Consider the following 22,403-nt stretch of genomic DNA (forward strand, 5'->3'; position numbering starts at 1 on the left):
GACTGTTAACAGATGATACGCCAGTGTGACCCGCGCCATAAGGCAATGTCAACAGTCAACTTCAAAGGTTGACTGTTGACAGTCGAATTTTGTAGTGTGGTCCATATCACCACCGCCTCCGGGCGCGACCAGAGGATCAACGACGATGTTCAATTCCCGACTCGGCTGCTCGTCCATCAGCTTCCGCCACCAGAGCCTGCCAGAGGCCCTGCGCACCATTGAGGGCCTCGGCTTTGAGGAAATAGATCTCGGTGCCCTGCCCGGAGTGTGCGACCACGTTCCCTACGACCTCGACGCCGATGCCGTCGCCGCCGTCACGGCCGAGGTGGTTCCCTCCGGGCTGCGGGTCCGGTCGGTTAACGGGGACGTCGGGGACCTGAACGCCTTGCTCGACGCCGACGCACAGTCAGCACGGAACCGGCACCTTGACGCGCTGCTCGCATTGGCGGCCGGCACGGGCGCGAAGGCGCTAGTCCTGCCCTGCGGCGCCCTCGGCCACGACCCGGTCCGCAGCCTCGACGAGGACCTGGACACCATTGCCGCGCAACTCACCGCCGCCAAGCGGCGGGCCGACGTGTTCGGCGTCGAGCTCTGGACCGAGTCCCTGCACTTCCTGAGGTTCTGCTGGAACCTTGAGCGCGCGGAAGAGCTGGCCGGGCGGCTGGCCGGTTCCGGGGTCGGGATCGTCATGGACTTCAGCCATATCGTGGCCGCCGGCGAGGATCCGTTGGACTACCTCAAGCGCCATCGGGGCCGGATCGCCCACGTCCACTTGCGCGATGCAGTGCCGGGGAACATCAACCTCAGCATCGGCAACGGCCAGGCCGATTTCGCCGCCGGCCTGGAGGCCCTCGCGGCTGACGGCTACACCGGCCACTTCTCCCTGGAGCTGGAGACCCGGGACGTCACCCACGGGGAGCGCCCCGCGGCGGCCGCCAAGGCCGCGAGCTTCATCACAGACCTCATCTGAACCATCGATTGCTCCGAAACGGCCCTTTTGGACCCCCAAAACGGCGCTGCTGGAGCAATCGATTCAATCCAAGACACAACACCAACCCAAGGAGCATCATGAGCACCATCCAGCGCACCGCCGTCCTCACCGGGGCAACCTCGGACCGGGGCATCGGCATCACCACTGCACGCCGCTACGCCAGCCAGGGCTGGGCCGTGGTGATCCTGGACCTCGACGGCGAGAAGTCTGCCAAGGTCGCAGCGGAGATCGGCAACGAGTTCACCGTTCCCGCGTTTGGCTTCGAGATCGACGTCGCCAGCGAGGACTCCGTGACAGCCGCGTACAACGCAGTGGCCGCCGAAGTCCGCTCCGGCAGCCTTCCCGCCGTCGGGGCCCTGGCCAATATCGCCGGCATCACCTCCCCGGTGCCGTTCCTCGAGACCACACTGGAGCTCTGGAACAAGGTCATGGCCGTGAACGCGACGGGAACCTACCTCGTCACCCGGGCCTTCCTGCCGGACATGATCGCCAGCGGCTGGGGCCGGATCGTGAACATGTCCTCGGTTTCCGCCCAGCGCGGCGGCGGCGTCTTCGGCAAGGTCCCGTACTCCGCAGCCAAGGCCGCCATCCTGGGCTTCACCAAGGCCCTGGCCCGCGAAATAGGCAGCACCGGCGTGACCGTCAACGCCATCACCCCCGGCGCCGTGGACACGAACATCCGTGTGGGCAGCACCGAAGAGCAGGAAGCGGCCATCAACGCCGGCATTCCGCTGGGGCGCAACGCGAGTACCGAGGAAATCGCGGCCGTCATCACGTTCCTGTCCTCCGAGGAATCCGCCTACCTCACCGGCACCACCATCGATATCAACGGCGGAAGCCACATCCACTAGCCGTCCCGCCGTTGAGAAGACCGCGAGCAGCTGAAAGAGCCCACGATGACCAGAATATTTAACAACCCGTCCGATTTCGCCGAGGAAGCCCTCGCCGGCTTCTGCGACGTCCATGCGAACCTGGTGCGCCAGGTTCCCGGCGGCGCCGTCCGGCGGCACCGGCCCCGCCAACCGAAGGTGGCCGTGCTGGCCGGCGGCGGCTCGGGGCACTACCCGGCCTTCGCCGGGCTGATCGGCACCGGACTGGCCGACGGCGCCGTCGTCGGGAATATCTTCACTTCGCCGTCGGCCCAGCAGGCGTACTCCGTGGCCAAGGCAGCGGATTCCGGCGCCGGGGTGGTCTTCACCTATGGCAACTACGCGGGCGACGTCATGAACTTCGGGATGGCCAGCGAACGGCTCGCCGCCGAGGGGATCGAAGTGGAGAACGTCCTGGTGACCGACGACGTCGCCAGCGCGCCGCCGTCGGAGTCGGAAAAACGCCGCGGCATTGCTGGTGATTTCACGGTCTTCAAGATCATGGGCGCGGCCGCCGAAGCCGGCGCCGACCTGGCCGAGGTGGTGCGCCTGGGCCGGAAGGCCAACGACCTGACCCGCACCATCGGCACTGCCTTCCACGGCTGCACCTTCCCCGGCGCCGAGGCGCCGCTGTTCACCCTCGAGGACCGGCAGATGGGCCTCGGCCTGGGCATTCACGGCGAACCCGGCCTGTTTGACACGGATCTGCCGCCCGCGAAGGAGCTGGGACAGGAGTTCGTGTCCCGGCTGCTTGCTGAGACGCCGCATGGTGCGGGAGACCGCATCGCCGTCATTCTCAATGGGCTCGGTTCCACTAAGCACGAAGAACTCTTCGTCCTCTGGCTCAGCGTCGCAACGCTGCTTCGCGCCGCCGGCTACACACTGGTGATGCCGGAAGTCGGCGAACTGGTCACAAGCCTGGATATGGCCGGTGTGTCCCTGACCGTGACGTGGCTCGATGACGAACTCGAGCCGCTCTGGACAGCTCCCGCCGAGACCCCCGCCTACCGGCGCGGGAATGCCGCACTCCCCGGCGGCGAGGCGGACGAGTCGGCCACGGCCGAGGACACGGAGGCGCCGGAGGCCTTCGCCGCGGCAGAAGCTTCACGCGACTATGCACAGCAGTGCGTTGCCGCCCTGGCGGCAGCCCGCGAAGCCATCCACGACGCCGAGAAGTTCCTTGGCGACCTCGATGCCATCGCCGGCGACGGAGACCACGGGCGGGGCATGGTGCGCGGGATTGATGCGGCCAGTGCCGCCGTCGCAGACGCTGCGTCCCGCGGTGCCGGTGCCGGTGCCGCTCTGGCCGCCGCCGGCGATGCGTGGGCGGACAACGCCGGCGGCACCTCCGGGGTGCTGTGGGGCGCCGGCCTGCGGGCCTTTGGCGAGGCCGTCGGCAACGACCAGGCACCCAGTGCAGCCGAACTTGCGGCAGCGGTGGCAGCCTTTGCCGCCCGGATCGCCGAGCTCGGCAAGGCCGAGGTCGGCGACAAGACTATGGTGGACGCGCTGGTCCCGTTTGCCGAGACTTTCAGCCGGCTCACCAGCGAAGGGGCGGGGGCGGATGCCGGCTGGGCGGAAGCTGCACGGGAGGCTGCCTCCGCGGCGCAGGCCACCGCGGCCCTGCGCCCGCTGAAGGGCCGGGCGCGGCCCCTGGCGGAAAAGAGCGTGGGCACACCCGACCCCGGAGCCACGTCCCTGGCAATGGTGTTCACTGTGTTCGGTCCGCACCTTGCCGGTGTGCGGCAGGCTGCAGGGGCACGCCCGTGAGCCCGGCAGCAGGGATCCGGCTCATTGTGGGTGCGGACGAGGCCGGAGTGGATTACAAGGACCAGATCCTGGCGGACCTCCGGACGGACCCGCGGGTGGCCGAGGTCATCGACATCGGCGTCAACCGGGCCGACGCCCCGGAGGAGTTCGCCAAGCCCTACCCGTACGTGGGCATCGCCGCGGGCGAATTGATCCGGGACGGGCAGGCAGACCGGGCCATCCTGTTCTGCGGCACCGGGATCGGTGTCGCCATCGCCGCCAACAAGGTGGACGGCATCCGGGCCGCGACCGCCCATGACTCCTTCAGCGTGGAGCGCTCCGTGCTCTCCAACAACTGCCAGGTCCTCACGATGGGCCAGCGCGTGGTGGGGCTGGAACTGGCACGGCGGCTGGCGCGGGAGTGGATCGGCTACACCTTCGATCCGTCGTCCGCCTCGGCGGACAAGGTGAAGGTGCTCACCGGCTACGAGGGATGCTGAGCCCTGCCCCAGGCCGCCCGGCCAGGCACGGGCCCGGGGGTCCAGGCCGTTACGCCACGCTGACCTTGATCCGCTGCACCACGTTGTTGCCCATGCCCTGGTAGTTCCATTCCGGTTCCAGCGGCTGTTCGGCGCCGGTGGCGTCGGTGGCACGGCAGGAGAGCTCATGTTCGCCGGGATCGGCCACCCACGGCATCGACCACGCACACCACGCGAACGGGGCAGCCGGGTGCTCCAAATGGGCCGGGGCCCACTTTCCGTCGATCCCGACCTCGACGCGCTGCACGGCGCCCTGCCCGGACCACGCCCGGCCGGTCAGCATCACCGGTCCCGGGGGCAGGATCCGGCTCCGGGTGAAGAAATCCGGGACGCCCGGGGGAACCATGAGCGAGCGGACCTTGATCCAGTTGACCGGGGTGCCGGGATCCTCGGCATCGTGCTGGTAGCGGTACGCCACCGCCTGCTGGAAACCGTCATAGGGCTTGGTCAGAACCTTGATCGAGGTCAGCCACTTCACGCTCGCCATGCCGTACCAGCCGGGCACCACGAGCCGGAGCGGATAGCCGTGCTGCGGCGGCAGGTCAGCGCCGTTCATCCGGTAGGCGAGCACGACGTCGGGCCGCAGGGCCTCCTCGATCGGCAGGCTGCGCGCGTACTGCTGGGCGACGCCGCCCTGGCTGCCGGCGTCGGCCCCGGTGAAGAGCACCTCCACGGCGTCGTCCTCTACTCCGGCGCGCGTCAGCAGGTAGGCGAGCGGGACACCGGTCCATGCGGCGGTCCCCACTCCCTCGAGTACCCACGGCTGGCTCAGCGGACGAGGCCGCAGGAGGGACCGGCCGTTGCCGGCGCACTCCAGGGTGACAGGGAGGGTGATGCTCGGTGCCCGGAGCAAAGCCCGCAGGCTCAGTTCGAAGGACCGCTGCACGGCGCCGCCGATCCACAGATGCCAGTGTTCGGCGTCGATGAACGGGATGTCGAAGTGGGTGAGCACGTAGTGCAGTCCGGGCGGTGTGGTGTCGTTCCGCAGGGCCTCGAGCGGCATGGAATGGTTCCGCACGGCGAGCTGGAGTTCCTCCGCCGTCAGCGGGCCGTGGCTCGGTTCGCCGGGATGCGCCCGTTGTCCGGCCTGCCGGCGCGGACTCTTCAGGACAGAAGAGTGTCTGGACATTTGCTTTGGCATGGCACGCCGCGATTCTTCTGAAGGACCAGCCCGGACGTGTGGAGGACCAGCCCGGTTTTATAGGTGTCACCTGGTTTCAGGTCTACGCCGCAGCCCGGAAACCGTCAACACCGGGTCGCGCCGGTCCCGTCCGGTCTCTTCCGACCCAGGGGCTACAGCGTGTGCGCCTCGGCCAGGAACTGCTCGAGGCTCAGCGGTTCGCGGCCCGTCAGCTCATGCACCGCCGACGTCGGACCGGCGAGTTCACCGGCGGCGATGGCCGTGTAGGTGCTCACCCAGGCGTCCACCTGCCATGGCGGGGCGCCGTAGGAGGCGCGGGACGCGTAGGCCTCCGCCAGGGTCTCGTTGTGGAAGGTGATGGCCCGGCCGGTACCGGCGGTCAGGAGTTCGGCGCCGCGGGCCAGCGAGATATCTTCCGGGCCGGTCAGGTCATAGGTCCGTCCCACGTGCAGGGATGGGTCCCGCAGCACGGTGACAGCCGAGCGGGCAACGTCCGCCCGCGCCACGGCCGCCATCACGCCGTCCCCGGCGGGGCCGCGGATCACGCCGTCCTCGCCGGCCAGCAGCGGCAGGAAGTCCAGGTAGAAGTTGTCCCGCAGGAACGTGTAGTCCATGCCGGAGGCCTTGATGCGCTCCTCCGTCGCAAAGTGGTCCCGGCCCAGTGTGAAGGTGGAGTCCGGCGCCGCGCCGAAGAACGAGGTGTACACAATGTGCTGGACGCCGGCTGCGGCCGCCGCATCGATGAAGGCGTAGTGCTGCTGCAGCCGGTCCTCGGCCTCGGCTGCGGAGACCATGAACAACGTTTTCGCCCCGGCCAGCGCCGCCTTCGCCCGCTCCGGTTCGGCGTAGGTGGTCACGAAAGGGACGGTGCCCTCGAGCTCAGGTGCCCGGGACGCGTCCCGCACCAGGAGCCGTTGCTGGCTGCCTGCGTGGGCCAGCAGCCTGGCCACCAGGCCGCCCAGTTGGCCGGTGGACCCGGTGACGGCAAGCTCGGGAGCGTTGGGCATGGGCCTAGGCCTCGCGGGAGGCGGGCGACTTGGTCTGCGCGGGGTCGCGTTCGGCCAGCGAACCGATGACGGCGTCGATCTTGTCCATGATCACCGCGTCCAGCTTCACACCCGCTGCCGCGACGTTTTTCTCGATTTGCTCCGGCCGGGACGCGCCCATGATCGCCGAGGCCACGTTCTTGTTCTGCAGCACCCAGGCGATGCTGAGCTGCGCCATGGTCAGCCCGGCCTCCTCCGCGATCGGCTTGAGCTGCTGGACGCCGGTGAGGACCTCGTCGGACATCCAGCGCTCGATCATCCGCGAGCCGCCCTTGGAGTCCGTGGCGCGGCTGCCCTCGGGGGCAGGCTTGCCGGGATGGTACTTGCCGCTCAACACGCCCTGGGCAATCGGGGACCAGACGATCTGGGACAGGCCCAGTTCTTCCGACGCCGGAATCACCTCGGCCTCGATCACCCTCCACAGCATGGAGTACTGCGGCTGGTTGGAGATCAGCTGGAAGCCCAGCTCCTTGGCGAGGGCATGGCCGTCGCGGATCTGGTTGGCCGTCCACTCGCTGACCCCGATGTACAGGGCCTTGCCCTGCCGCACGATGTCTGCGAAGGCCTGCATGGTCTCTTCCAGCGGCGTCTCGTAGTCGTATCGGTGGGCCTGGTAGAGGTCCACGTAGTCGGTCTGCAGCCGCGTGAGGGAGCCGTTGATGGATTCCATGATGTGCTTGCGGGACAGCCCAAGATCGTTGTGGCCTTTGGGCCCGGTGGGGCCGAAGACCTTCGTGAAGATTTCCAGCGACTCGCGGCGCTCGTCCTTCAAAGCAGCTCCGAGGACCGTCTCCGCCACGGTGTTGGCATACACATCGGCCGTGTCGAAGGTGCTGATACCGGCGTCGAGCGCGGCCCGGACGCACTGGGTGGCGACGTCGTTCTCCACCTGGGAGCCATGGGTCAGCCAGTTGCCAAACGTGATTGCTGAAATCTTGAAGCCGCTGTTCCCGAGGTATCTGAATTCCATGGGTTCCAACGTAGCGGACTTGCCTGCCCGGGGTAAGGGCTCAGCCGGCCTTGCGCTCCTGGACCGGCTGTTTGGCCTTCCCGGGCGGCAGGGTTCCGCGCAGGGACACGAGCGATCCGGTGTCCAGCAGGGACTTCGCTGCGGGCATGGGCGGCTTTTTGAATGCCCGCGGGACGGCGCCAAGTGTTCCATTGGTGTCCGTGGCCGACTGCACGAGGGCAGAGACTTCCTTGATGTCCTGTGCCGGTGCCAGGGGGTTGGGCAGGTCCCGGACGGTGACCCGGACGGCCGGGCCGGCCTCGGCTCTGGCCCTCGCGGCGGCGCGGGCATCTGCCCGGGCCACGGCGGCCGCCCACTCCGGGGACAGCGCCGGTTCCTTCTTGCCTGCGTTCCGGGCGGGGCGCGCGGGCTTCGCGGCCTTGGCCGGCTGGTGCCGCGTCGGCTCCTGTGCCGCATTCTCCCGTGCCGCATCTTCCCCAACCCCTGGTTCCCGTAGTACGGGGCTGCGGCGGAGGAGCCCGGCGGCGGCCAGGACGACGACTGCCGCCAGCCGGCCGACCCCTGCGAGCACGAGGGTGGCGGCGAAAACCAGGAAGAGGCCGAGGAACATGAAGAACGCCACGCCGAGGGTCCCGAAAAAAGTCAGGTTCAGCGCAATGGTCGTTGGATCTTCCATGTCACCTCTCCTTGCCGGCCTGCTTCAGCGTGGTCCCTGCCGCAAGCACGTGGCGGGCAGGAGCCCCCTTAACAATACGTACTTTTCGCCGGCCCCGTGCCGCCCCCGGCAGTCGTGGCGAAGATGTGTCAAAGCCGTTATCCGCGGGCGGGGCACGGGCCCTCCCGGCCGGGCGTCTATAGTCAGTGACAGCCCCGCCGGCGTCGTCCGGCCCGCAGGAAGGACACCGTGTGACGCACGCCGCAGCAGCCGATTCCGAGCCCGCCGGAGCATCTGGCACGGACCGGTCGGTGAGTATTCCGGAAGCGGCATATTCCGAGCCGTATGAGGGGAACTGCCCGTGCCTGTCGGGCGAGGCGTATGTGCACTGCTGCGGCCGGTTCCATCGCGGGGACGCCGAGGCGCCGACGGCGGAGCAGCTCATGCGCTCCCGGTACAGCGCCTTCGTGGTCCGGGACGTGGGCTACCTGCTCCGGACCTGGCATCCGGACACGCGCCCCGCGGAACTGGAGTTTGATTCCGGCCTGCAGTGGCGGCGCCTGGATATCCTCTCCACCAGCCGCGGCGGCCCGCTGGACAGCGACGGCGTGGTGGAGTTCGCGGCGCACTACCGGCACGAGGGTGAACGCGGCCTGCACCGCGAAACCAGCCGCTTTGTGCGGGTGGACCGGCGCTGGTATTACCTGTCCGGCTACGAGTCCGGCGGCCTGGCCGGCTGACGCTTCCGGAGCGGGCGCCGTCGGGCTAGCGGCGCCCGGCCGAGGTGTCCGTGGCTGAGTTGTCCCCTACGGGGTGGTTCTCAACCGTTGCCGCCGGGCTGAAGCCGGCCCGGTCCACCTTGCGGTGGAAGCGCATGCCCGCGAGGCCGCCCAGCACTGCGCCCACCAAAGCCACCGCGGCCACGACAACCGCCGCGATGATGCTCAGGGTGTTCAACTCGCCCTCGTTGATTGGGATGCGCGGGAAGCTGTTCAGGTTGGCCAGGATGTTGAAGCGCTGCCCGGCGACCAGGCCCAGCGCGGCGACGACGATCGCGGCGATCAGGGCCCAGATCCAGACCATGAAGCCCTGCCGGGCGCCGTTGAAGCGGGCCATCCGCCCGGCGACATACCCGCCGCAGTAATAGGAGACCAGGAGGATCCCGAGCAGCACGATGATGCCGGTCAGCCCGACAGTTTGGTTGTTGGAGGCCTGGTCTACGGCGTCGTTCACATCAGTGTTGGTAGCCAGTCCGACGGCGGTGCCGCCGGCAGCGACCAGTGCGGTGAGCAGCACGGCCGTACCCGTCGCCGCCAGCCAGCCGAAGAATGCCGAGCCGACCTTGATGCCGCCGAACTGTTCCTTCTCGCGGGCCACGACGGTCTGGCGTGTGGGGATCTCATCCACGACAGTGTCGGCAACCCCGTCGCCGACGGGTGCGTCGCGGACGGGGTCATCGTGGCGGACTGCCGTCACCGGGCGGGTCGTGGCGTCTTCCTGCGTGGCGGGGCGTGTTGTCTTGTCGTCGGGGCCTGCGGTGCTGCTCATGAGGGCTGCTCACTTTCGCTGAATGACCGGGCACCCTGGAGGTGCCGGTCTGGCGTCAACCTAACCACGGCAGAATCCGGTTAGCAAGGATGCTTACTATCCGTGGCGGCTGCCCGTCAGCGGTACTTGCGGTGCAGGTCCTCCCGGACGGACGCCCGCCGGCTGGCGTCCGCGATCCACGGACCGGTTCCTTCGGACTGGTCGAGGATCCCGGCCTCCAGCCAGGCGTAGTCGCCGGCAAGTGTCTTGCGGGCCAGGGCATGGTCGGCATCGTCGGTGTTCCGCCACAGCCGGTCGAAATATTCGTCGACGCGAACACGGGCCTGTTCGCAGTACGCCTCGGCGAGTTCATACGCGGAGGCGCCGCGTTCCGGCTGAGTCCGCAGCAGCATCTCGGCGCGCGAACAGCAGGCTGCCATGGCAAACAGCTCCGCACCGATGTCCACGATCCGGCCCAGGAACGCCTGCTTGTGCTCAAGTTTGGCCTGCCAGCGGCCCATTCCGTAGAAGGTCTGCCGCGCCAGGCGCCGCGAGGAGCGCTCCACGTAGCGCAGCTGTTTCGCGAGCCGGCCGAAGTCGCTGTAGGACCGCGGGTCCATGCCGGCGCCCGCCACGAGTTTGGGCAGCCACTTCGCGTAGAAGCCCGAGGCGCCGACGGCGGCCTTCGCCTTGTCGGAGAGGCGGGCGTCCTCCGAGGCGAGGTCTCCCGCGGCCGCCAGGTGCGCGTCCACAGCTTCGCGGGCGATCAGCAACCGCATGATTTCCGAGGACCCCTCGAAGATCCGGTTGATCCTCATGTCGCGGAGCTGCTGTTCCGCGGCGACGGCGCGTTCGCCGCGGGCCTCGAGTGAGTCGGCCGTTTCAAAGCCCCGGCCACCGCGGATTTGCACGAGTTCGTCCGCGATGAGGCAGCTGATCTCCGTGGACCACAGCTTGGCCAGGGCCGCCTCGATCCGGATGTCCTTCTGCCCGGCGTCGGCCATTTCCGCGGAGAGTTCAAACACGGCGTCCAGGGCGAAGGCGCTGGCCGCGATGAAGGCGATCTTCTTGCCCACGGCCTCATGCTGGCCGATCGGCCGGCCCCACTGCGTGCGGGCCTCGGACCATTCGCGGGCGATCTTCAGGCTCCACCGGCCCGTGGCGACGCACAGCGCGGGGATTGAGAGCCGGCCGGTGTTCAGCGTGGTGAGGGCGATTTTCAGGCCCTGCCCTTCCCGGCCCAGCCGGTTGGCCGCGGGGACCCTGACCTGGTGGAAGCGGGTGACGCCGTTTTCGATCCCGCGGAGCCCCATGAAGGTGTTGCGGTTTTCCACGGTAATGCCGGGGCTGTCCATTTCGACCACGAAAGCGCTGATGCCGCCTTTGTGGGCGGTCCCGTCCGCATCGGTGTGCGGCGGCACCAGGGCCATGACCACGACGAGTTCGGCGATAACACCGTTGGTGGTCCACAGTTTGACGCCGTCCAGGAGATACGACTCGCCGTCGTCGGAGAGGACGGCCGTGCTGCCCATCCGCGCCGGGTCGCTGCCGACGTCGGGCTCGGTGAGCAGGAAAGCGGTGATGGCGCCGGCGGCGCAGCGGGGCAGGTATTCACGCTTCTGGGCCGGAGTGCCAAAGACCTTGACGGGCTCCGGCACGCCGATCGACTGGTGCGCGGAGAGCAGGGCGCCGAGGCTTGGGTGCACCGAGCCAAGCAGGGCCAGTGCGCGGCCGTAGTAGACGAGCGTGAGGCCCAGTCCGCCGTATTCGCGGGGAATTTTCATTCCGAACGCACCGAGCTCGGCGAGCCCCCTGAGATAGTCGTCCGGGATCCGGTCGTCACGTTCGATGGTGCGTCCGGACATCGTGCGGCAGTAGTCGGCCAGCCGGGCCATGAACGCCTCGCCGCGTTCGACGTCGTCGGCAGGGGCCTCGGGCCACGGGTGAATCAGGGACAAATCGAAGCTGCCAAGGTAGAGGCCCTTCGCGAAGCTGGGCTGGCTCCAACTGGTTTCGCGGGCGGCCTCGGCAATGGCACGGGCATCGGCGGCCGTCGCGTCGGGACCGACGTGCTCAGGCGCCCCGGCGGCCGACGGGCTCGGAGTATCTGGTGTTGGAGTACCCGGTGTCGGAGTACCTGATGCTGGAATACCTGACGCGGTGGCGGGGTCTTCAATGGCGGAGCTCACTGGGCATCTCCTCTAACCGGGTGACCGGCTTGAGCCCTGGATCCGCCGCGGGTGGAGGACCCTTCAGCTGTCCCGCAATACTACTCGCGGGTAAGTGCCTGTGCTAGGGGAGGACTGGCCCGGATAATCGGCCCGGAAGTCCGTGCCGAAGTCGACCTGGAAATCGGCGGGCAACTCGACCGTTGAGGCGTGGTGGACCAGCCGGTCCCAACCGTGGTTGATGCCGTGGACCAGGCCTACTACCGCGCCGGCCACGAGGTACCAGGCGAGTCGGCCAACGCCGACCAAAACCATTGCCGCGAACGCGGACACCATCATGAAGGCGCCGATCATCACGGCAAACACGAGGGTTCCAATGACCACCATCGTGCCGGTTTCCACTGCGCTTAGGTCGAACTGCATTCTTCCCCCTGCACCATTGCTCCGGTTGAACCAGTAGCCCGAGCGTAGGGTGCCGGGGGTGTGCTGAACTAGGGTCCTTTGGACGTTCGTGGCCTCTTGATACGGGATCGAAATGCTACCGGGGCGTAGGTCACGGCGGAGTTGCGGCACCCTCACCAATCGCGGGTGTCGCTCCCTTGTCAGTGCCGGGATGCTGCCCTTGCGTCAGTCTTCGTCGTATTCAGGGGCGCTCTGGCTCATGACCTGGAAGTCCGCGCCGAGGGCGACTTCGACCTGCGACCCGTCGTTGAGGCGCACCTCGACCTCGTAGGCCGCACCGGAATCGTCATCCCGCTCCACTTCGGTGACGCTGCCCTGGCCTACCTTCGCCAGCGCGGCACTTGATGCCATGGCACGGTCGGCGTCGCTGAGTGCCGGTCCGTCGGAATCGTCACCGATCTCAAAGTCCCCGATCTTGGCTGTGAGGGCGCCCGCACTTCCGGACCAGACATCCCTGGCCTGGGTGGCCCCGACCGCAATTGACGCTCCCCCCAGCACTACCGCTGCAGAGGCCGCCCCCGTGATCCAGATCGTTCTCTTCCGCATGATCGTCTCCTTTCAGCTGGTCATTCAAGTGTGCGCCGACATAGGGGAGCAGACAACGATGAATGCGGACGGGGCCCTGCGTTAACCTTGTAGCTGGCAGTTTTTCGAATCGCTGCCCCGTAACGCCACCCCAAACCATCCCCTGGCAGCCGAAGGAGAGCGCGTGTCCCGTTCCGCCGTGTCATCAGCCGACGCCATCAGCGCCCGGCTCCGGGACCTTGAGCTCCTCACCAAGGGACCTGCCTGGGCGCTGACGCGCTCGGCGCCGTGGGTGATCGCCGTGCTCCAGGCTTCCTTCACCCGCACGCGCGCTCAGCTGCCGCTGGAACAGTTCCACGCCGACGTCGACGCCTTCCTCGAACAGCTCCGCCGGCAGGCCCCGGGCACGGGAGAGCAGCACAGCGGCTCGGCCAACGGCACACTCTCCGGAAAGAAATACGCGGACGAATGGACCCGCAAGAACTTCCTGACCCGCCGGAACCAGTCGGGCCAGATCGTTTACGAAGTCACCGAGCCTGCTGCCCGCGTCCTGGCCTTCCTGGACAGCCTCTCCAGCGAGCGGTCCACGCTGAACGGCTCCCGGCTCGGCACGCTGCTCGGCGACGTGGAGAAGCTCGCCAACGAGACTAACCCGGACCAGAGCGCACGCATTGAATCCCTCGAAGAGGAGATCGACGAACGCCGCCAGCTGATGGAAGACATCAGCTCCGGGGATTTCGACGGACTGCTCGACGACGACGAGGCCGTGGAGGCCGCCGGCAACATCCTCGATCTCGCGGCCAGCCTGCCCGCGGACTACAAGAAGATGCGTGACCGGATCGAAGAGCTCGTGGGGGAGCTGCGCAACCAGATCATCGAGGAATCGCTCAGCAAGGGCGCCACCATGGCGCAAGTCCTCGAGGCCGACAAGCGGCTGCGGCAAAGCCCCGAAGGCCGGACGTTCCGCTCCTTCACCGCGTTCCTGGAGGACCCGCAACAGCAGCTGAGGTTCCGGTCGGCGATCGGCGAAGTGCTGAGCCGGCAATTCGCGGACGAGCTCAGCCATGATGAACGCGAGACGCTCAAGAACCTCGTGGCCGAACTCCGCAGCCAGCACAGCCAGATCCAGCGGATCTACGGCAAGCTCAGCGAGAGCCTCAACACCTACGTCCAAAGTGACGATTTCCGGCAGTCGGTCCGGCTCCGCAAGGTCCTGCGCGAGGCCGAGCAGGCGATCCGCTCCCTGCCGTACGAGCGCGAACGGCCCGGCCTGGTCCGCGGCCCGGTGCTGTTCAGTGCCGGCTTCGAGTCCCTGGCCATGGTCAAGCTCTTCGATCCTGACGAATTCGCGGCGCCGCCCAAACTGGCCGACCCCATCGCGTTCTCCGACTCGGACCGGGCGCGCTCGCCCCGGACCGCCAAGGCCAAGCCGGAAGCCATCCGCGCCGCGCTCGCGGGGGCTGCAACCCTCACCGAGGCCTGGGCGCAGCTGCCGGCGGAGGAACGCCACATCAACTCCATCCGGGCCCTCCTCTCGCAGACCCTCCACGAAGGCGCCGGCTTCGACCGCGGGGCCTGGGGCCCCATCGAATTCGAACAGATCGACGGCACCACCCGCACCGCCTACCTGCCCGTCGTCACGCTCGCGAAGGATTGACCATGACCGAAGAGACTGTGACCGAGACCCTGGCAGAGACAGAGACAGAAACAGAGACAGAGACCGCGACGGCGGACCTGCAGTCCGCGACCGAGCCCGCCACAGCACCCGCGGACAGCGAGGGCGCCCACGTCCGGAGCGACCCTTTCACCGTCACTCCCCGGGACACGTTCGTTGACGGCGCCGCGCTCTTCCCGGGCGACACCGGCGTGCTGCCCATGAAAGTGCGGCAGGCGCTCGTGAAGCTGCTCAAGGGCCCGTACATCGACGGCGGCCGCGACGAAAAGCTGTGGACCACGCTCCTGGACAACCAGCTGATCCTGCGCAGCCGCCTCTCCGAGCTCTTCCTCACCCTGCAGCTGGACCACGAACGCAAGGTCGCCGTCCTGCGCCCCGTGGACCCCGAGGCGATCGGCGGCAGTACCCGTTCCAGCATCCTGCGCCAGCAGCGTGCCCTGAGCCGGGTCGAGACGATCGTCCTGCTCCGCCTGCGCCTGCTCCTGGACCGCCACGTCACTGCCCAGACGGACCCGACGATCACGCGCGAGGAAATCGCCGAACTCGTCGCCCACTACCAGCCCACCGGCCAGCAGGACGCCCTGCGAGATGCCGACGTCGTCAATCGCGCCATCACCAAGCTCCTGGCCCGCCAGCTCCTCCTCGCCACGGGCCTGGACGAGGTCTACACCATCTCCAACGCCCTCCCGCTGGCCCTTCCGTTCGAAAACATCGGCGACATCCCGGCCCAAATCGAAGCTTTGGTAGCGGCCAGCACAGACCAGTCGGGAACGGAGCCACTCCTGGAACTCGACGCAGACACCTCGGCAAACGCGGAGGACGACACGGACGACGACGCCGATGCCGCCACCGAAGATGGCCCGACCACCGACGACGCCGATGCCGCGGTCGCCCAAGGCGACCTGACAAACGAAGACGACGACGGCGATGCCGCCCCGGGAGTGGCATCCAAGGAACCGGACGAGGGTCCCGATGCGAGCTTGCGAGCATTGGGAAGTCCGGGGCCGCTGTCGGAGCCGCGCGCTGAGCTGATCGAAGATCAGCTGCGCGGCGCAGGGGCGGGGGCGGCATCGCCGTCGTCGTCACCCAGCCGCACTGAAGAAGCCGAGGAAACCAAGTGAGCATCGCAACCATGCTGCCCATGGGCGAGCTCACCAACCCCGGCCAGATGCGCCTGGCCCTCGTCCAGGTGGTCAATTGGGGCACGTTCCATGGCGCCCACACGATGCACGTGGACCGCAACGGCACACTGCTGACCGGCAATTCGGGCGTCGGAAAGTCCACGCTGTTCGATGCCATGCTTCGGGTCTTCGACGCCCGTCCCCGCTCCAACGAAGCTGCGGCACAGCGGGCCGGCGGCGCTGTCGAGGATAAGCGCACCACGTTCACGTACATGCGCGGCAAGGTGGGCGACAAGGCCGTGGGCGAGGGCTCGGCGAGTGCGTTCCAGCGCCCCGGCGCGACCTGGTCCGCCGTCGCTCTGACGTTCGACAACGCCGCCGGCACCCGGGTGACGGTTTCGGCGCTGTTCGACCTGCCCAAGAACGGCACGGAATCCAGCGTCGGCCGGTACTACGTGATCGATAACAAGCCGCTGGACCTCGCGGCGATCGAGGGCATCGCGGAGAAGCGCTTCACCAAGTCAGCGCTGGACGCGATCTTCCCGGACGCCCAGATCTTCGACGTCCACAAGGCCTTCGCTGAACGTTTCCGCCGCCTTCTCGGCATCAACTCGGATCAGGCCCTTCCGCTGCTGCGCGTCATCCAGGCCGGCAAGGGTCTCGGCGGCAGCGTCAACACCTTCTTCCGTGACCAGGTCCTCGATGCCCCTGCCACGCTGGCCGCGGCGGACGACGTCGTCGAGGAATTCAGCAACCTCATGTCCATCCGGCAGCGCCTCGAGGACGTCCGGCAGCAGCGCGACCAGCTGGCTCCCGTCCCCGGGTTGAACAAGGAATACGCGCAGGCGCTGCTGGACGCGAACCGGCTACGGGACCTGTCCGGCGAGGAATTCGAGGCCTACAAGCAGCAGCTCGCGGTCACGGTCCATGAGAAGACCCTGGCGCGGCTGAAGGAACTGGCCCACGCGAAGGCCACTGACCTGGCCGCCGAACGCGCAGTCCGGGACGGCTTCGCCAAGGAACTGCGCCAGCTGGAGGGGGAGTACAACAACCAGGGCGGCAACGCGATTTCCGCGATCGAGCAGTCCCTGGAAAACGCAAGGGTGGGGCTCAAGCTCCGGCAGGAGGTGGAGGCATCGACCCGCAAGGCGCTGACCGACGCCGGGCTGGAACTCCAGTGGTCGGCCGCCGGCTGGGAACAGGCCCACGAGCACGCCGCGGCGCGCTCGGCCGAGCTCCAGGACGATTCCGAGGCGCTCAAGGAACTGCGCTTCGAGGCCTTTGACGGCCACGCCACCAGGAAGCGTGAACTCGCCGCGGCCCAGCAGGAGCTCGTCTCGCTGAAGACGCGCAAATCGCTGCTGCCGCCGTCGAGCATTGAAAACCGGAGCGCCATTGCCGCTGCCACGGGCGTGCCCGAGGAACAGATGCCCTTCGGCGGCGAGCTGATCGACCTGGCCGAGGGCCAGGAACAGTGGCGCCCGGCCGCCGAGCGTGCCCTGCGGAGCCTGGCCACCACGCTGCTGGTCCCGGGCGAGCACTTCGCGGCCGTCACCCGGTACCTCAACGACCATTCCGTGCGCGGGGCGCTGCGCGCCGTGGACGTCTCCCGGCGGCTGGCCGGCGGCGCGCTGGCCGTCGAGGACGTGGCCGATCGCGATCTGCTGACCAAGCTCAGCTTCCTCACCGACGCCGGGCTGCCCGCCGGTCCCCACGCCCAGGCGCTTGCGCAGGCCAGTGCCTGGCTCCGCGAACGGATTGCCCTCGACTTCGCCTACCCGTGTGTGGAAGACCCGGACGAGCTCGCCGGCCTGGACAAGGGCCTGAGCCTGGGCGGCGTGGTCAAGCGCAACCGCCACACGGTGGAAAAAGATGACCGGTTCACGTCCCGCCAGGATTACGTCCTCGGGTTCGACAACGCCGCCAAGCTCGAACTGGTCGCGGCCCAGGTTGAGGACCTGCAACAGGAGCTGGCCAAGGCCGCCGAGCTGGCCCAAAGCCGGGAAGAGTCACACCAGGGCATGACCCGCCAGCTTGAAGCCCTGCGCCGGGTGGCCGAGGACCACCGGCCCTGGGAACAGGTCTCGGCCGCCGTGGCCGCGGAAGAGCTCGCCCGGATCGAGCAGCGCCTCAAGGACGCCCTCGCCGCGCAGGCCGACCTCGAACCGCTGCGCGCCAGCATCGAAGCCGCGCGGCACAAGCACCAGTCCAGCACCGAGTCCGCGGCCGTGCTGCAGAGCGAGTACAAGGCCCTCGATGCCCGCATGACCGCCGCTGATGCCCTGCTCGACGCCGCACGCACCCGGCTCGCGCAGGCACCGCCGTCGGACGCCGGCGTCGCCGCGCTGGAACCGTACTTCACCGGCTTTGGCGATGTCCTGGAGATGCACGAGCTCGACAACCTCGCCAACCAGGTCCGCACCCGGCTCCTGGCCGAACTGCACGTCGCCGAGTCCCGCGGGCAGGCCACCTCGGAGCGCCTCACCCGCATTTTCGAGGGCTTCGTCCGGGAATGGGGCACGGCGATTTCTGCGGACCACGGCACCTCGATCGGCGCCTCGGGGGAGTTCGAATCCCGGTACCACGCGATTGTCAGCGACGGGCTGCCCGCCCAGGAGGCCGAGTTCCGGCAGTTCTTCAACCAGCGGACGCACGAATCCTTTTCCACCCTGCTGCACCTGCTCGACGAGGAGCGGCGCGCCATCACGAGCCGCATCCTGCCGCTGAACGGAATCCTGTCCGAGGTCAACTTCCACGAGGGCAGCTTCCTGGAACTCGACATCAAACAGACGCTGCCCGCGACGGCGAAGCAGTTCAAGGACGCCATCCACAACGCGCTCAAGGTCCGGCACACCCGGCCCGGCAAGACTGTTACTGCAGCGGTCGCTGCTACGTCCACTGCTGCGTCCGGGGCGGAGGGGGACGACGACGCCGAGCTCACCAGCCGCTACAAGTCGCTCGAAACGCTCGTGAAGCGGCTGGGCTCGCAGACCCCGGAGGACCGCCGCTGGCGGGCCGAAGTGCTGGACGTCCGCGGCCACCTGTTCATCCAGTGCAAGGAACACCGCGAAGTCCAGGGTGCCGGTCCCAAGGGCACCGGTCCCAAGGGGGCGGCGAAGGGTGCGAAGAAGACCGAGGTCTACATGCACGCGGACACCGGCTCCATGTCCGGTGGCGAGCGGCAGCGCTTCACCGCGTTCATCATGGCGGCGGCGCTGAGCTACCAGCTGGGCATCGCGGAACAGGGCTTCACCACGTACGGCACGGTCATGATGGACGAGGCGTTCGTCCTCGCCTCGGAGGAATTCGCCGGCGCGGGCATCAAGGCGCTGCACGAGTTCGGCTTCCAGCTCCTGCTGGCCGCGCCGGAGAACGTCATCGACCTCTCCCGGCACCTCGGCTCGGTGACGGAGATCCTCCGGGACAAGCGCACCAACCGTTCCGGCGTCCTGACGGCTCCGGTGATTGCCGCGCGTCCCGGCACGGAGGGCGTCTGGCGCTCCGAGGCGAACCCGGTAGACATCGTCCTGCGCTGACCCCAGCCCTCCCCTTAAAGCAACGCGGGGTCACGTACGGCCCATAAACGCCGCTTTAATGGGCCGTAACTGACCCCGCGTTGCTTGAAGCCGGTGGCTAGCTGCCCTGGACGCGGTCCACGAACTGGGCCGTGCGGGCCACCAGCCCGTCGATCTGCCGCAGCACGACCGCGGCGGGGTCAGGGTTGATCTCGTTGGCCGGAGGCTCCACCCTGACATTGCGGCAGCAAAGGAAATCGGCGCAGATCAAGGTGCCCAGGGTGTTGCCGTTGCGGCCGGACTGCCCGGCGCGCTTGGCCACCCACAGCAGGACGTCGTCCTTGGAGAAGACGTCCCGGCACAGCTCGCAGAGCACGGAACGGTTCTTCTTGGCCCCGCCTTCAGGGGCCCGGAGCATGATGCCGGTGGGACCCTTCGGCCCCTGCACCACGAGATAGCCGCGGAGGGGCATCTTTGCGTCCCGCCAGGCCAGGAAGTCCATTGTTTCCCAGTCCAGGGTGTCGAAGCTTTTGGGGAGAGTGAGTTTGGCGGCTTCTGACCGGCTCGCGTTGATGAAAGACGAGCGGATCTGCTGCGCCGTGATTTTTTGCATGACGGACACTTTCGAAAATCGGATGGCTCCGGCCAGGCGGGCGCGCGGCGCGCCGGGCGGATTGTGGGCAGAAGACTGCCAGCCTGCGACTCCGGTGGGGCACGGCGTCTCGCGTAACTAGTCCGTGGTGGTTCGGGACTCGGCGCGAAGGGCCTGTGCAGGAAGGCCCTATGTAGGAAGGGCCTATGCGGGCGGGGCTGGCAGGAGCGCGGGCGCGTTGCAGGCCACAGAGGCCACCCCGCTAACCGTGGCAGCAGTCATCGTCGCGATGTCCATGCTCACTTCTCCCGTCCCAGCACATCGCCGGTTCCGATTGTCCGGCGAGCCCATCCTCGCAAAGCCCGGGATTCGTGTCCAGTTCACATTCCGAACCCGACTGCTGTGCCTTGAGTGGCGCAACGCGGGGCGCAGCGATGCCCCGATGCACTTCACAGGCCAATTGAGACAATTACGTTACTCAAACCTTTCTTAATTACACAAAGGATAGGCTAGCCTTACTTAGGTTTGCATCACTTACCTAAGGAGTTCCGTGGCTTCCGCCCTCTTTCCCCGTTCAGGCGGCCGCCCCGCCGGTCGCCGCCTCCGCAAGAGCGCAGGGCGGGCCGCGGCCCTTCTGGCCGCCGTCGCCCTGACCCTGACCGCCTGCTCTACCGGACCGGCAAATTCGACGGCGACGGACGCCCCCAGCCAGCCGGTCAGCATCGCCTTCCCGGTCACCATCAAGCACCTCTTCGGCGAGACCACCATCAAGGAACAGCCCAAGCGCGTTGTGACCGTTTCCTGGGTCAACGACGACGTCGCGATCGCCCTCGGCGTGGTTCCCGCGGGCGTCCCCAAGAACGAATGGGGCGGCAATGACAAGGGCTCCACGCCGTGGAAGGACGCCGCGCTGGAGAAGCTCGGCGCCGGCTTCGGTTCCGAGAAGGCGCCCGTCCAATTTTCCGAGGCTGACGGAATCAACTTCACCGAGATCGCCAAGCTGAACCCGGACGTCATCCTCGGCGCCTACTCCGGCCTGACCGAGGAGGACTACAAGAAGCTCAGCGAGATCGCGCCCGTCGTGGCCCAGCCGGAAATCGCCTACGGCACCTCCTGGCAGGACTCCACCGCCATCATCGGCAAGGCCCTTGGCAAGGAATCCGAAGCCGCCAAGCTCGTCGCCGACACCGAGGCCACCATCAAGGACAAGGTCTCCAAGTACCCGCAGATCGCCGGAAAGTCCTTCATCTACGGCAACCTGGAGCCGGACAAGAGCGACGGCGTCAACGTCTACACGGCCAACGACAACCGCCCGCGCTTCCTCAGCGAAATCGGCATGAAGCTCGCATCTGTTGTGGAGGACAACTCCAAGGGCTCCAAGGAATTCTTCATCCCGTGGTCCGCCGAAAAGGCCAACGAGCTCAACTCGGACATCTTCGTGACCTGGGTGCCGGATGCGGCCACCACCGGCTCCATCAAGGCCGACCCCCTGCTGGGCCAGATCCCCGCCATCAAGAGCGGCGCCCTGGTCGCCGACTCGAACAACACTCTGACGCTGTCCATCTCCGCTTCCTCGCCGCTGAGCCTGCCCTGGTCCCTGGACACGTTCCTGCCGCAGCTGGCCGCCGCGGCGGACAAAGTCACCGTAACGAAGTAGCCCCTTTCCATGACGAACAGTACGACGACGGCGCCCGCCAGCCGTGTGCCCGGCGCGCCGGCCGCGCCCGCCGGGAAGAAAGCCCCCGCCAAGCAGGCCGCCTGGCTGCTGGCCGCCGTCGTCGTACTTGTCCTGGTCTGCGCGGCGTCCCTGGCCGTCGGTGCACGCGGGGTTCCCCTCGCCGCCGTCTGGCAGGCGCTGACGCAGTTCGACCCCACCGACGGCGACCACGCCGTCATCCACGCCCGCATCCCCCGCACCGTGCTGGGCCTGCTCGCCGGCGGTGCCCTCGGGCTGGCGGGTGCGGCCATGCAGGGCGTGGCCCGCAACCCGCTCGCCGATCCCGGCATCATCGGCGTCAACGCGGGCGCGGCCCTCGCCGTCGTCACGGGGATCTACGTCTTCGGCGTCTCGTCCCTGACCGGCTACATCTGGTTCGCGTTCATCGGCTCCGCGGTGGCCGCCGCCGTCGTCTATCTGATCGCGTCCATGGGACGGGACGGGGCGACGCCGGTCAAACTGGCCCTGGCCGGCGCGGCCCTGAGCGCGGGGCTGTATTCGCTGATGAATGTCGTCCTGGTTTCGAGCCAGGACACCCTGGACCGGTTCCGCTTCTGGCAGGTCGGCGGGATCGCCGGCCGGGACTGGTCGGTGGTGCTGCCCGGGCTGCCATTCCTGGCCGCCGGGGCGCTGATCGTCCTGTTCACCGGCCGGATCCTGAACAGCCTGGCGCTCGGCGACGACATCGCCCGCGGCCTGGGCCAGCGCGTCGGACTGGTCCGCGGCGTCACCGCCCTAGGCGTCGTGCTGCTCTGCGGCTCGGCCACGGCGCTGGCCGGGCCGATCGGATTCGTCGGCCTGGTGGTTCCGCACGCCGTCCGCTTCCTGACCGGCCCGGACTACCGCTGGATCCTGCCCTTCTCGCTGGTCTCGGCGCCCGTGCTGCTCCTGCTTTCGGACGTGGTGGGCCGTGTCATCCTGCTGCCCGGCGAAGTCCCTGCGGGCATCATGACGGCCCTGGTGGGTGCGCCCGTTTTTGTGTGGCTGGTCCGCCGCGGAAAGGGGGCCGGACTGTGAGCAGGGCAGACCTCGCCAACGTCAGGCGCGAGCTGGGAGACAACGCTCCCGCGGAGCGCGAACCGGCAGATCCCGCCGGCCCGGTCCGCGCCGATGGGAGGCCGCTGCGCAGCGTTTTGAGAGG

The 22,403-nt window shown here is 68.0% G+C and carries 18 protein-coding genes and 1 pseudogene; 10 read left to right on the plus strand and 9 right to left on the minus strand.

All coding sequences use genetic code 11. The annotated features are described in order from the left end of the window. The first annotated feature begins 145 nt into the window (after window positions 1-145). The 4 genes from C566_RS0119715 to C566_RS0119730 all read left to right on the plus strand — a co-directional run bounded on the left by C566_RS0119715 (window position 146) and on the right by C566_RS0119730 (window position 4,109). Window positions 146-970, plus strand: a complete 825-nt coding sequence (locus tag C566_RS0119715; protein WP_018776079.1) for a sugar phosphate isomerase/epimerase family protein — start codon at window positions 146-148, stop codon at window positions 968-970. 98 nt (window positions 971-1,068) lie between these two features. Further along, on the plus strand, window positions 1,069-1,842 hold the full coding sequence (locus C566_RS0119720) for an SDR family NAD(P)-dependent oxidoreductase (RefSeq protein WP_018776080.1): 774 nt from the start codon (window positions 1,069-1,071) through the stop codon (window positions 1,840-1,842). Window positions 1,843-1,887: 45 nt separating this feature from the next. After that, a complete protein-coding gene (locus C566_RS0119725) occupies window positions 1,888-3,630 on the plus strand; it encodes a dihydroxyacetone kinase family protein (protein ID WP_018776081.1) in 1,743 nt (580 codons plus the stop codon). Window positions 3,631-3,644: 14 nt separating this feature from the next. Further along, window positions 3,645-4,109, plus strand: a complete 465-nt coding sequence (locus C566_RS0119730; RefSeq protein ID WP_026266883.1) for a ribose-5-phosphate isomerase — start codon at window positions 3,645-3,647, stop codon at window positions 4,107-4,109. A gap of 49 nt (window positions 4,110-4,158) precedes the next feature. On the opposite strand, the gene C566_RS0119735 is transcribed toward C566_RS0119730, so the two are convergent. The 4 genes from C566_RS0119735 to C566_RS0119750 all read right to left on the minus strand — a co-directional run bounded on the left by C566_RS0119735 (window position 4,159) and on the right by C566_RS0119750 (window position 7,981). Beyond that, window positions 4,159-5,277 carry a sulfite oxidase gene (locus C566_RS0119735; protein WP_018776083.1) on the minus strand — a complete coding sequence of 373 codons (1,119 nt, stop codon included), beginning with the start codon at window positions 5,275-5,277 and terminating at the stop codon, window positions 4,159-4,161. A gap of 164 nt (window positions 5,278-5,441) precedes the next feature. Beyond that, a complete protein-coding gene (locus tag C566_RS0119740) occupies window positions 5,442-6,296 on the minus strand; it encodes an SDR family oxidoreductase (protein ID WP_018776084.1) in 855 nt (284 codons plus the stop codon). A 4-nt stretch (window positions 6,297-6,300) separates the two neighbouring features. After that, window positions 6,301-7,305 carry an aldo/keto reductase family protein gene (locus C566_RS0119745; protein ID WP_018776085.1) on the minus strand — a complete coding sequence of 335 codons (1,005 nt, stop codon included), beginning with the start codon at window positions 7,303-7,305 and terminating at the stop codon, window positions 6,301-6,303. Window positions 7,306-7,345: 40 nt separating this feature from the next. Continuing rightward, window positions 7,346-7,981, minus strand: coding sequence for a hypothetical protein (locus tag C566_RS0119750; protein WP_026266884.1), 636 nt, complete (start codon window positions 7,979-7,981; stop codon window positions 7,346-7,348). 290 nt (window positions 7,982-8,271) lie between these two features. Here C566_RS0119750 and C566_RS0119755 point away from each other — a divergent pair, with 290 nt between their 5' ends. Beyond that, a complete protein-coding gene (locus tag C566_RS0119755) occupies window positions 8,272-8,700 on the plus strand; it encodes a YchJ family protein (protein WP_051082382.1) in 429 nt (142 codons plus the stop codon). A gap of 25 nt (window positions 8,701-8,725) precedes the next feature. Here C566_RS0119755 and C566_RS21855 read toward each other — a convergent pair whose 3' ends face one another. The 4 genes from C566_RS21855 to C566_RS0119775 all read right to left on the minus strand — a co-directional run bounded on the left by C566_RS21855 (window position 8,726) and on the right by C566_RS0119775 (window position 12,663). Continuing rightward, on the minus strand, window positions 8,726-9,508 hold the full coding sequence (locus C566_RS21855; RefSeq protein ID WP_018776087.1) for a hypothetical protein: 783 nt from the start codon (window positions 9,506-9,508) through the stop codon (window positions 8,726-8,728). Window positions 9,509-9,624: 116 nt separating this feature from the next. Next, window positions 9,625-11,676, minus strand: a complete 2,052-nt coding sequence (locus tag C566_RS0119765; protein WP_026266885.1) for an acyl-CoA dehydrogenase family protein — start codon at window positions 11,674-11,676, stop codon at window positions 9,625-9,627. A 63-nt stretch (window positions 11,677-11,739) separates the two neighbouring features. Further along, window positions 11,740-12,078, minus strand: a complete 339-nt coding sequence (locus tag C566_RS0119770; protein WP_018776089.1) for a hypothetical protein — start codon at window positions 12,076-12,078, stop codon at window positions 11,740-11,742. Window positions 12,079-12,282: 204 nt separating this feature from the next. Next, entirely contained in the window at window positions 12,283-12,663 is a 381-nt protein-coding gene (locus C566_RS0119775; RefSeq protein WP_026537886.1) for a PepSY domain-containing protein, read from the minus strand. Between the two features lie 163 nt (window positions 12,664-12,826). Here C566_RS0119775 and C566_RS0119785 point away from each other — a divergent pair, with 163 nt between their 5' ends. The 3 genes and pseudogenes from C566_RS0119785 (at window position 12,827) to C566_RS0119795 (ending at window position 18,974) form a co-directional block, all read left to right on the plus strand. After that, window positions 12,827-14,299, plus strand: coding sequence for a DUF3375 family protein (locus C566_RS0119785; RefSeq protein WP_018776092.1), 1,473 nt, complete (start codon window positions 12,827-12,829; stop codon window positions 14,297-14,299). A gap of 2 nt (window positions 14,300-14,301) precedes the next feature. Continuing rightward, window positions 14,302-15,177: pseudogene (locus C566_RS21860) on the plus strand (DUF4194 domain-containing protein); the annotation flags it as partial. A 257-nt stretch (window positions 15,178-15,434) separates the two neighbouring features. Next, window positions 15,435-18,974, plus strand: a complete 3,540-nt coding sequence (locus C566_RS0119795; RefSeq protein WP_018776094.1) for an ATP-binding protein — start codon at window positions 15,435-15,437, stop codon at window positions 18,972-18,974. Between the two features lie 97 nt (window positions 18,975-19,071). Here C566_RS0119795 and C566_RS0119800 read toward each other — a convergent pair whose 3' ends face one another. Then, window positions 19,072-19,566 carry an FBP domain-containing protein gene (locus C566_RS0119800; RefSeq protein WP_018776095.1) on the minus strand — a complete coding sequence of 165 codons (495 nt, stop codon included), beginning with the start codon at window positions 19,564-19,566 and terminating at the stop codon, window positions 19,072-19,074. A 529-nt stretch (window positions 19,567-20,095) separates the two neighbouring features. Between C566_RS0119800 and C566_RS0119805 the strand changes: the two genes are divergently transcribed. Together C566_RS0119805 and C566_RS0119810 are read left to right on the plus strand one after the other, a co-directional pair. Further along, complete coding sequence (locus C566_RS0119805) at window positions 20,096-21,202, plus strand: iron-siderophore ABC transporter substrate-binding protein (RefSeq protein WP_018776096.1); 1,107 nt, start codon at window positions 20,096-20,098, stop codon at window positions 21,200-21,202. Between the two features lie 9 nt (window positions 21,203-21,211). Next, window positions 21,212-22,279 carry a FecCD family ABC transporter permease gene (locus tag C566_RS0119810; protein WP_018776097.1) on the plus strand — a complete coding sequence of 356 codons (1,068 nt, stop codon included), beginning with the start codon at window positions 21,212-21,214 and terminating at the stop codon, window positions 22,277-22,279. Window positions 22,280-22,403: the final 124 nt, after the last annotated feature.

The sequence above is a fragment of the Arthrobacter sp. 131MFCol6.1 genome, assembly GCF_000374925.1.
Taxonomy (GTDB): Bacteria; Actinomycetota; Actinomycetes; order Actinomycetales; family Micrococcaceae; genus Arthrobacter.

Bases quoted from the DNA above. Each gene is read 5' to 3' on its own strand.
- C566_RS0119715 (WP_018776079.1), top strand. From the start codon at position 146: ATGTTCAATTCCCGACTCGGCTGCTCGTCCATCAGCTTCCGCCACCAG.
- C566_RS0119720 (WP_018776080.1), top strand. From the start codon at position 1,069: ATGAGCACCATCCAGCGCACCGCCGTCCTCACCGGGGCAACCTCGGAC.
- C566_RS0119725 (WP_018776081.1), top strand. From the start codon at position 1,888: ATGACCAGAATATTTAACAACCCGTCCGATTTCGCCGAGGAAGCCCTC.
- C566_RS0119735 (WP_018776083.1), bottom strand. From the start codon at position 5,277: ATGTCCAGACACTCTTCTGTCCTGAAGAGTCCGCGCCGGCAGGCCGGA.
- C566_RS0119740 (WP_018776084.1), bottom strand. From the start codon at position 6,296: ATGCCCAACGCTCCCGAGCTTGCCGTCACCGGGTCCACCGGCCAACTG.
- C566_RS0119745 (WP_018776085.1), bottom strand. From the start codon at position 7,305: ATGGAATTCAGATACCTCGGGAACAGCGGCTTCAAGATTTCAGCAATC.
- C566_RS0119750 (WP_026266884.1), bottom strand. From the start codon at position 7,981: ATGGAAGATCCAACGACCATTGCGCTGAACCTGACTTTTTTCGGGACC.
- C566_RS21855 (WP_018776087.1), bottom strand. From the start codon at position 9,508: ATGAGCAGCACCGCAGGCCCCGACGACAAGACAACACGCCCCGCCACG.
- C566_RS0119770 (WP_018776089.1), bottom strand. From the start codon at position 12,078: ATGCAGTTCGACCTAAGCGCAGTGGAAACCGGCACGATGGTGGTCATT.
- C566_RS0119775 (WP_026537886.1), bottom strand. From the start codon at position 12,663: ATGCGGAAGAGAACGATCTGGATCACGGGGGCGGCCTCTGCAGCGGTA.
- C566_RS0119800 (WP_018776095.1), bottom strand. From the start codon at position 19,566: ATGCAAAAAATCACGGCGCAGCAGATCCGCTCGTCTTTCATCAACGCG.
- C566_RS0119810 (WP_018776097.1), top strand. From the start codon at position 21,212: ATGACGAACAGTACGACGACGGCGCCCGCCAGCCGTGTGCCCGGCGCG.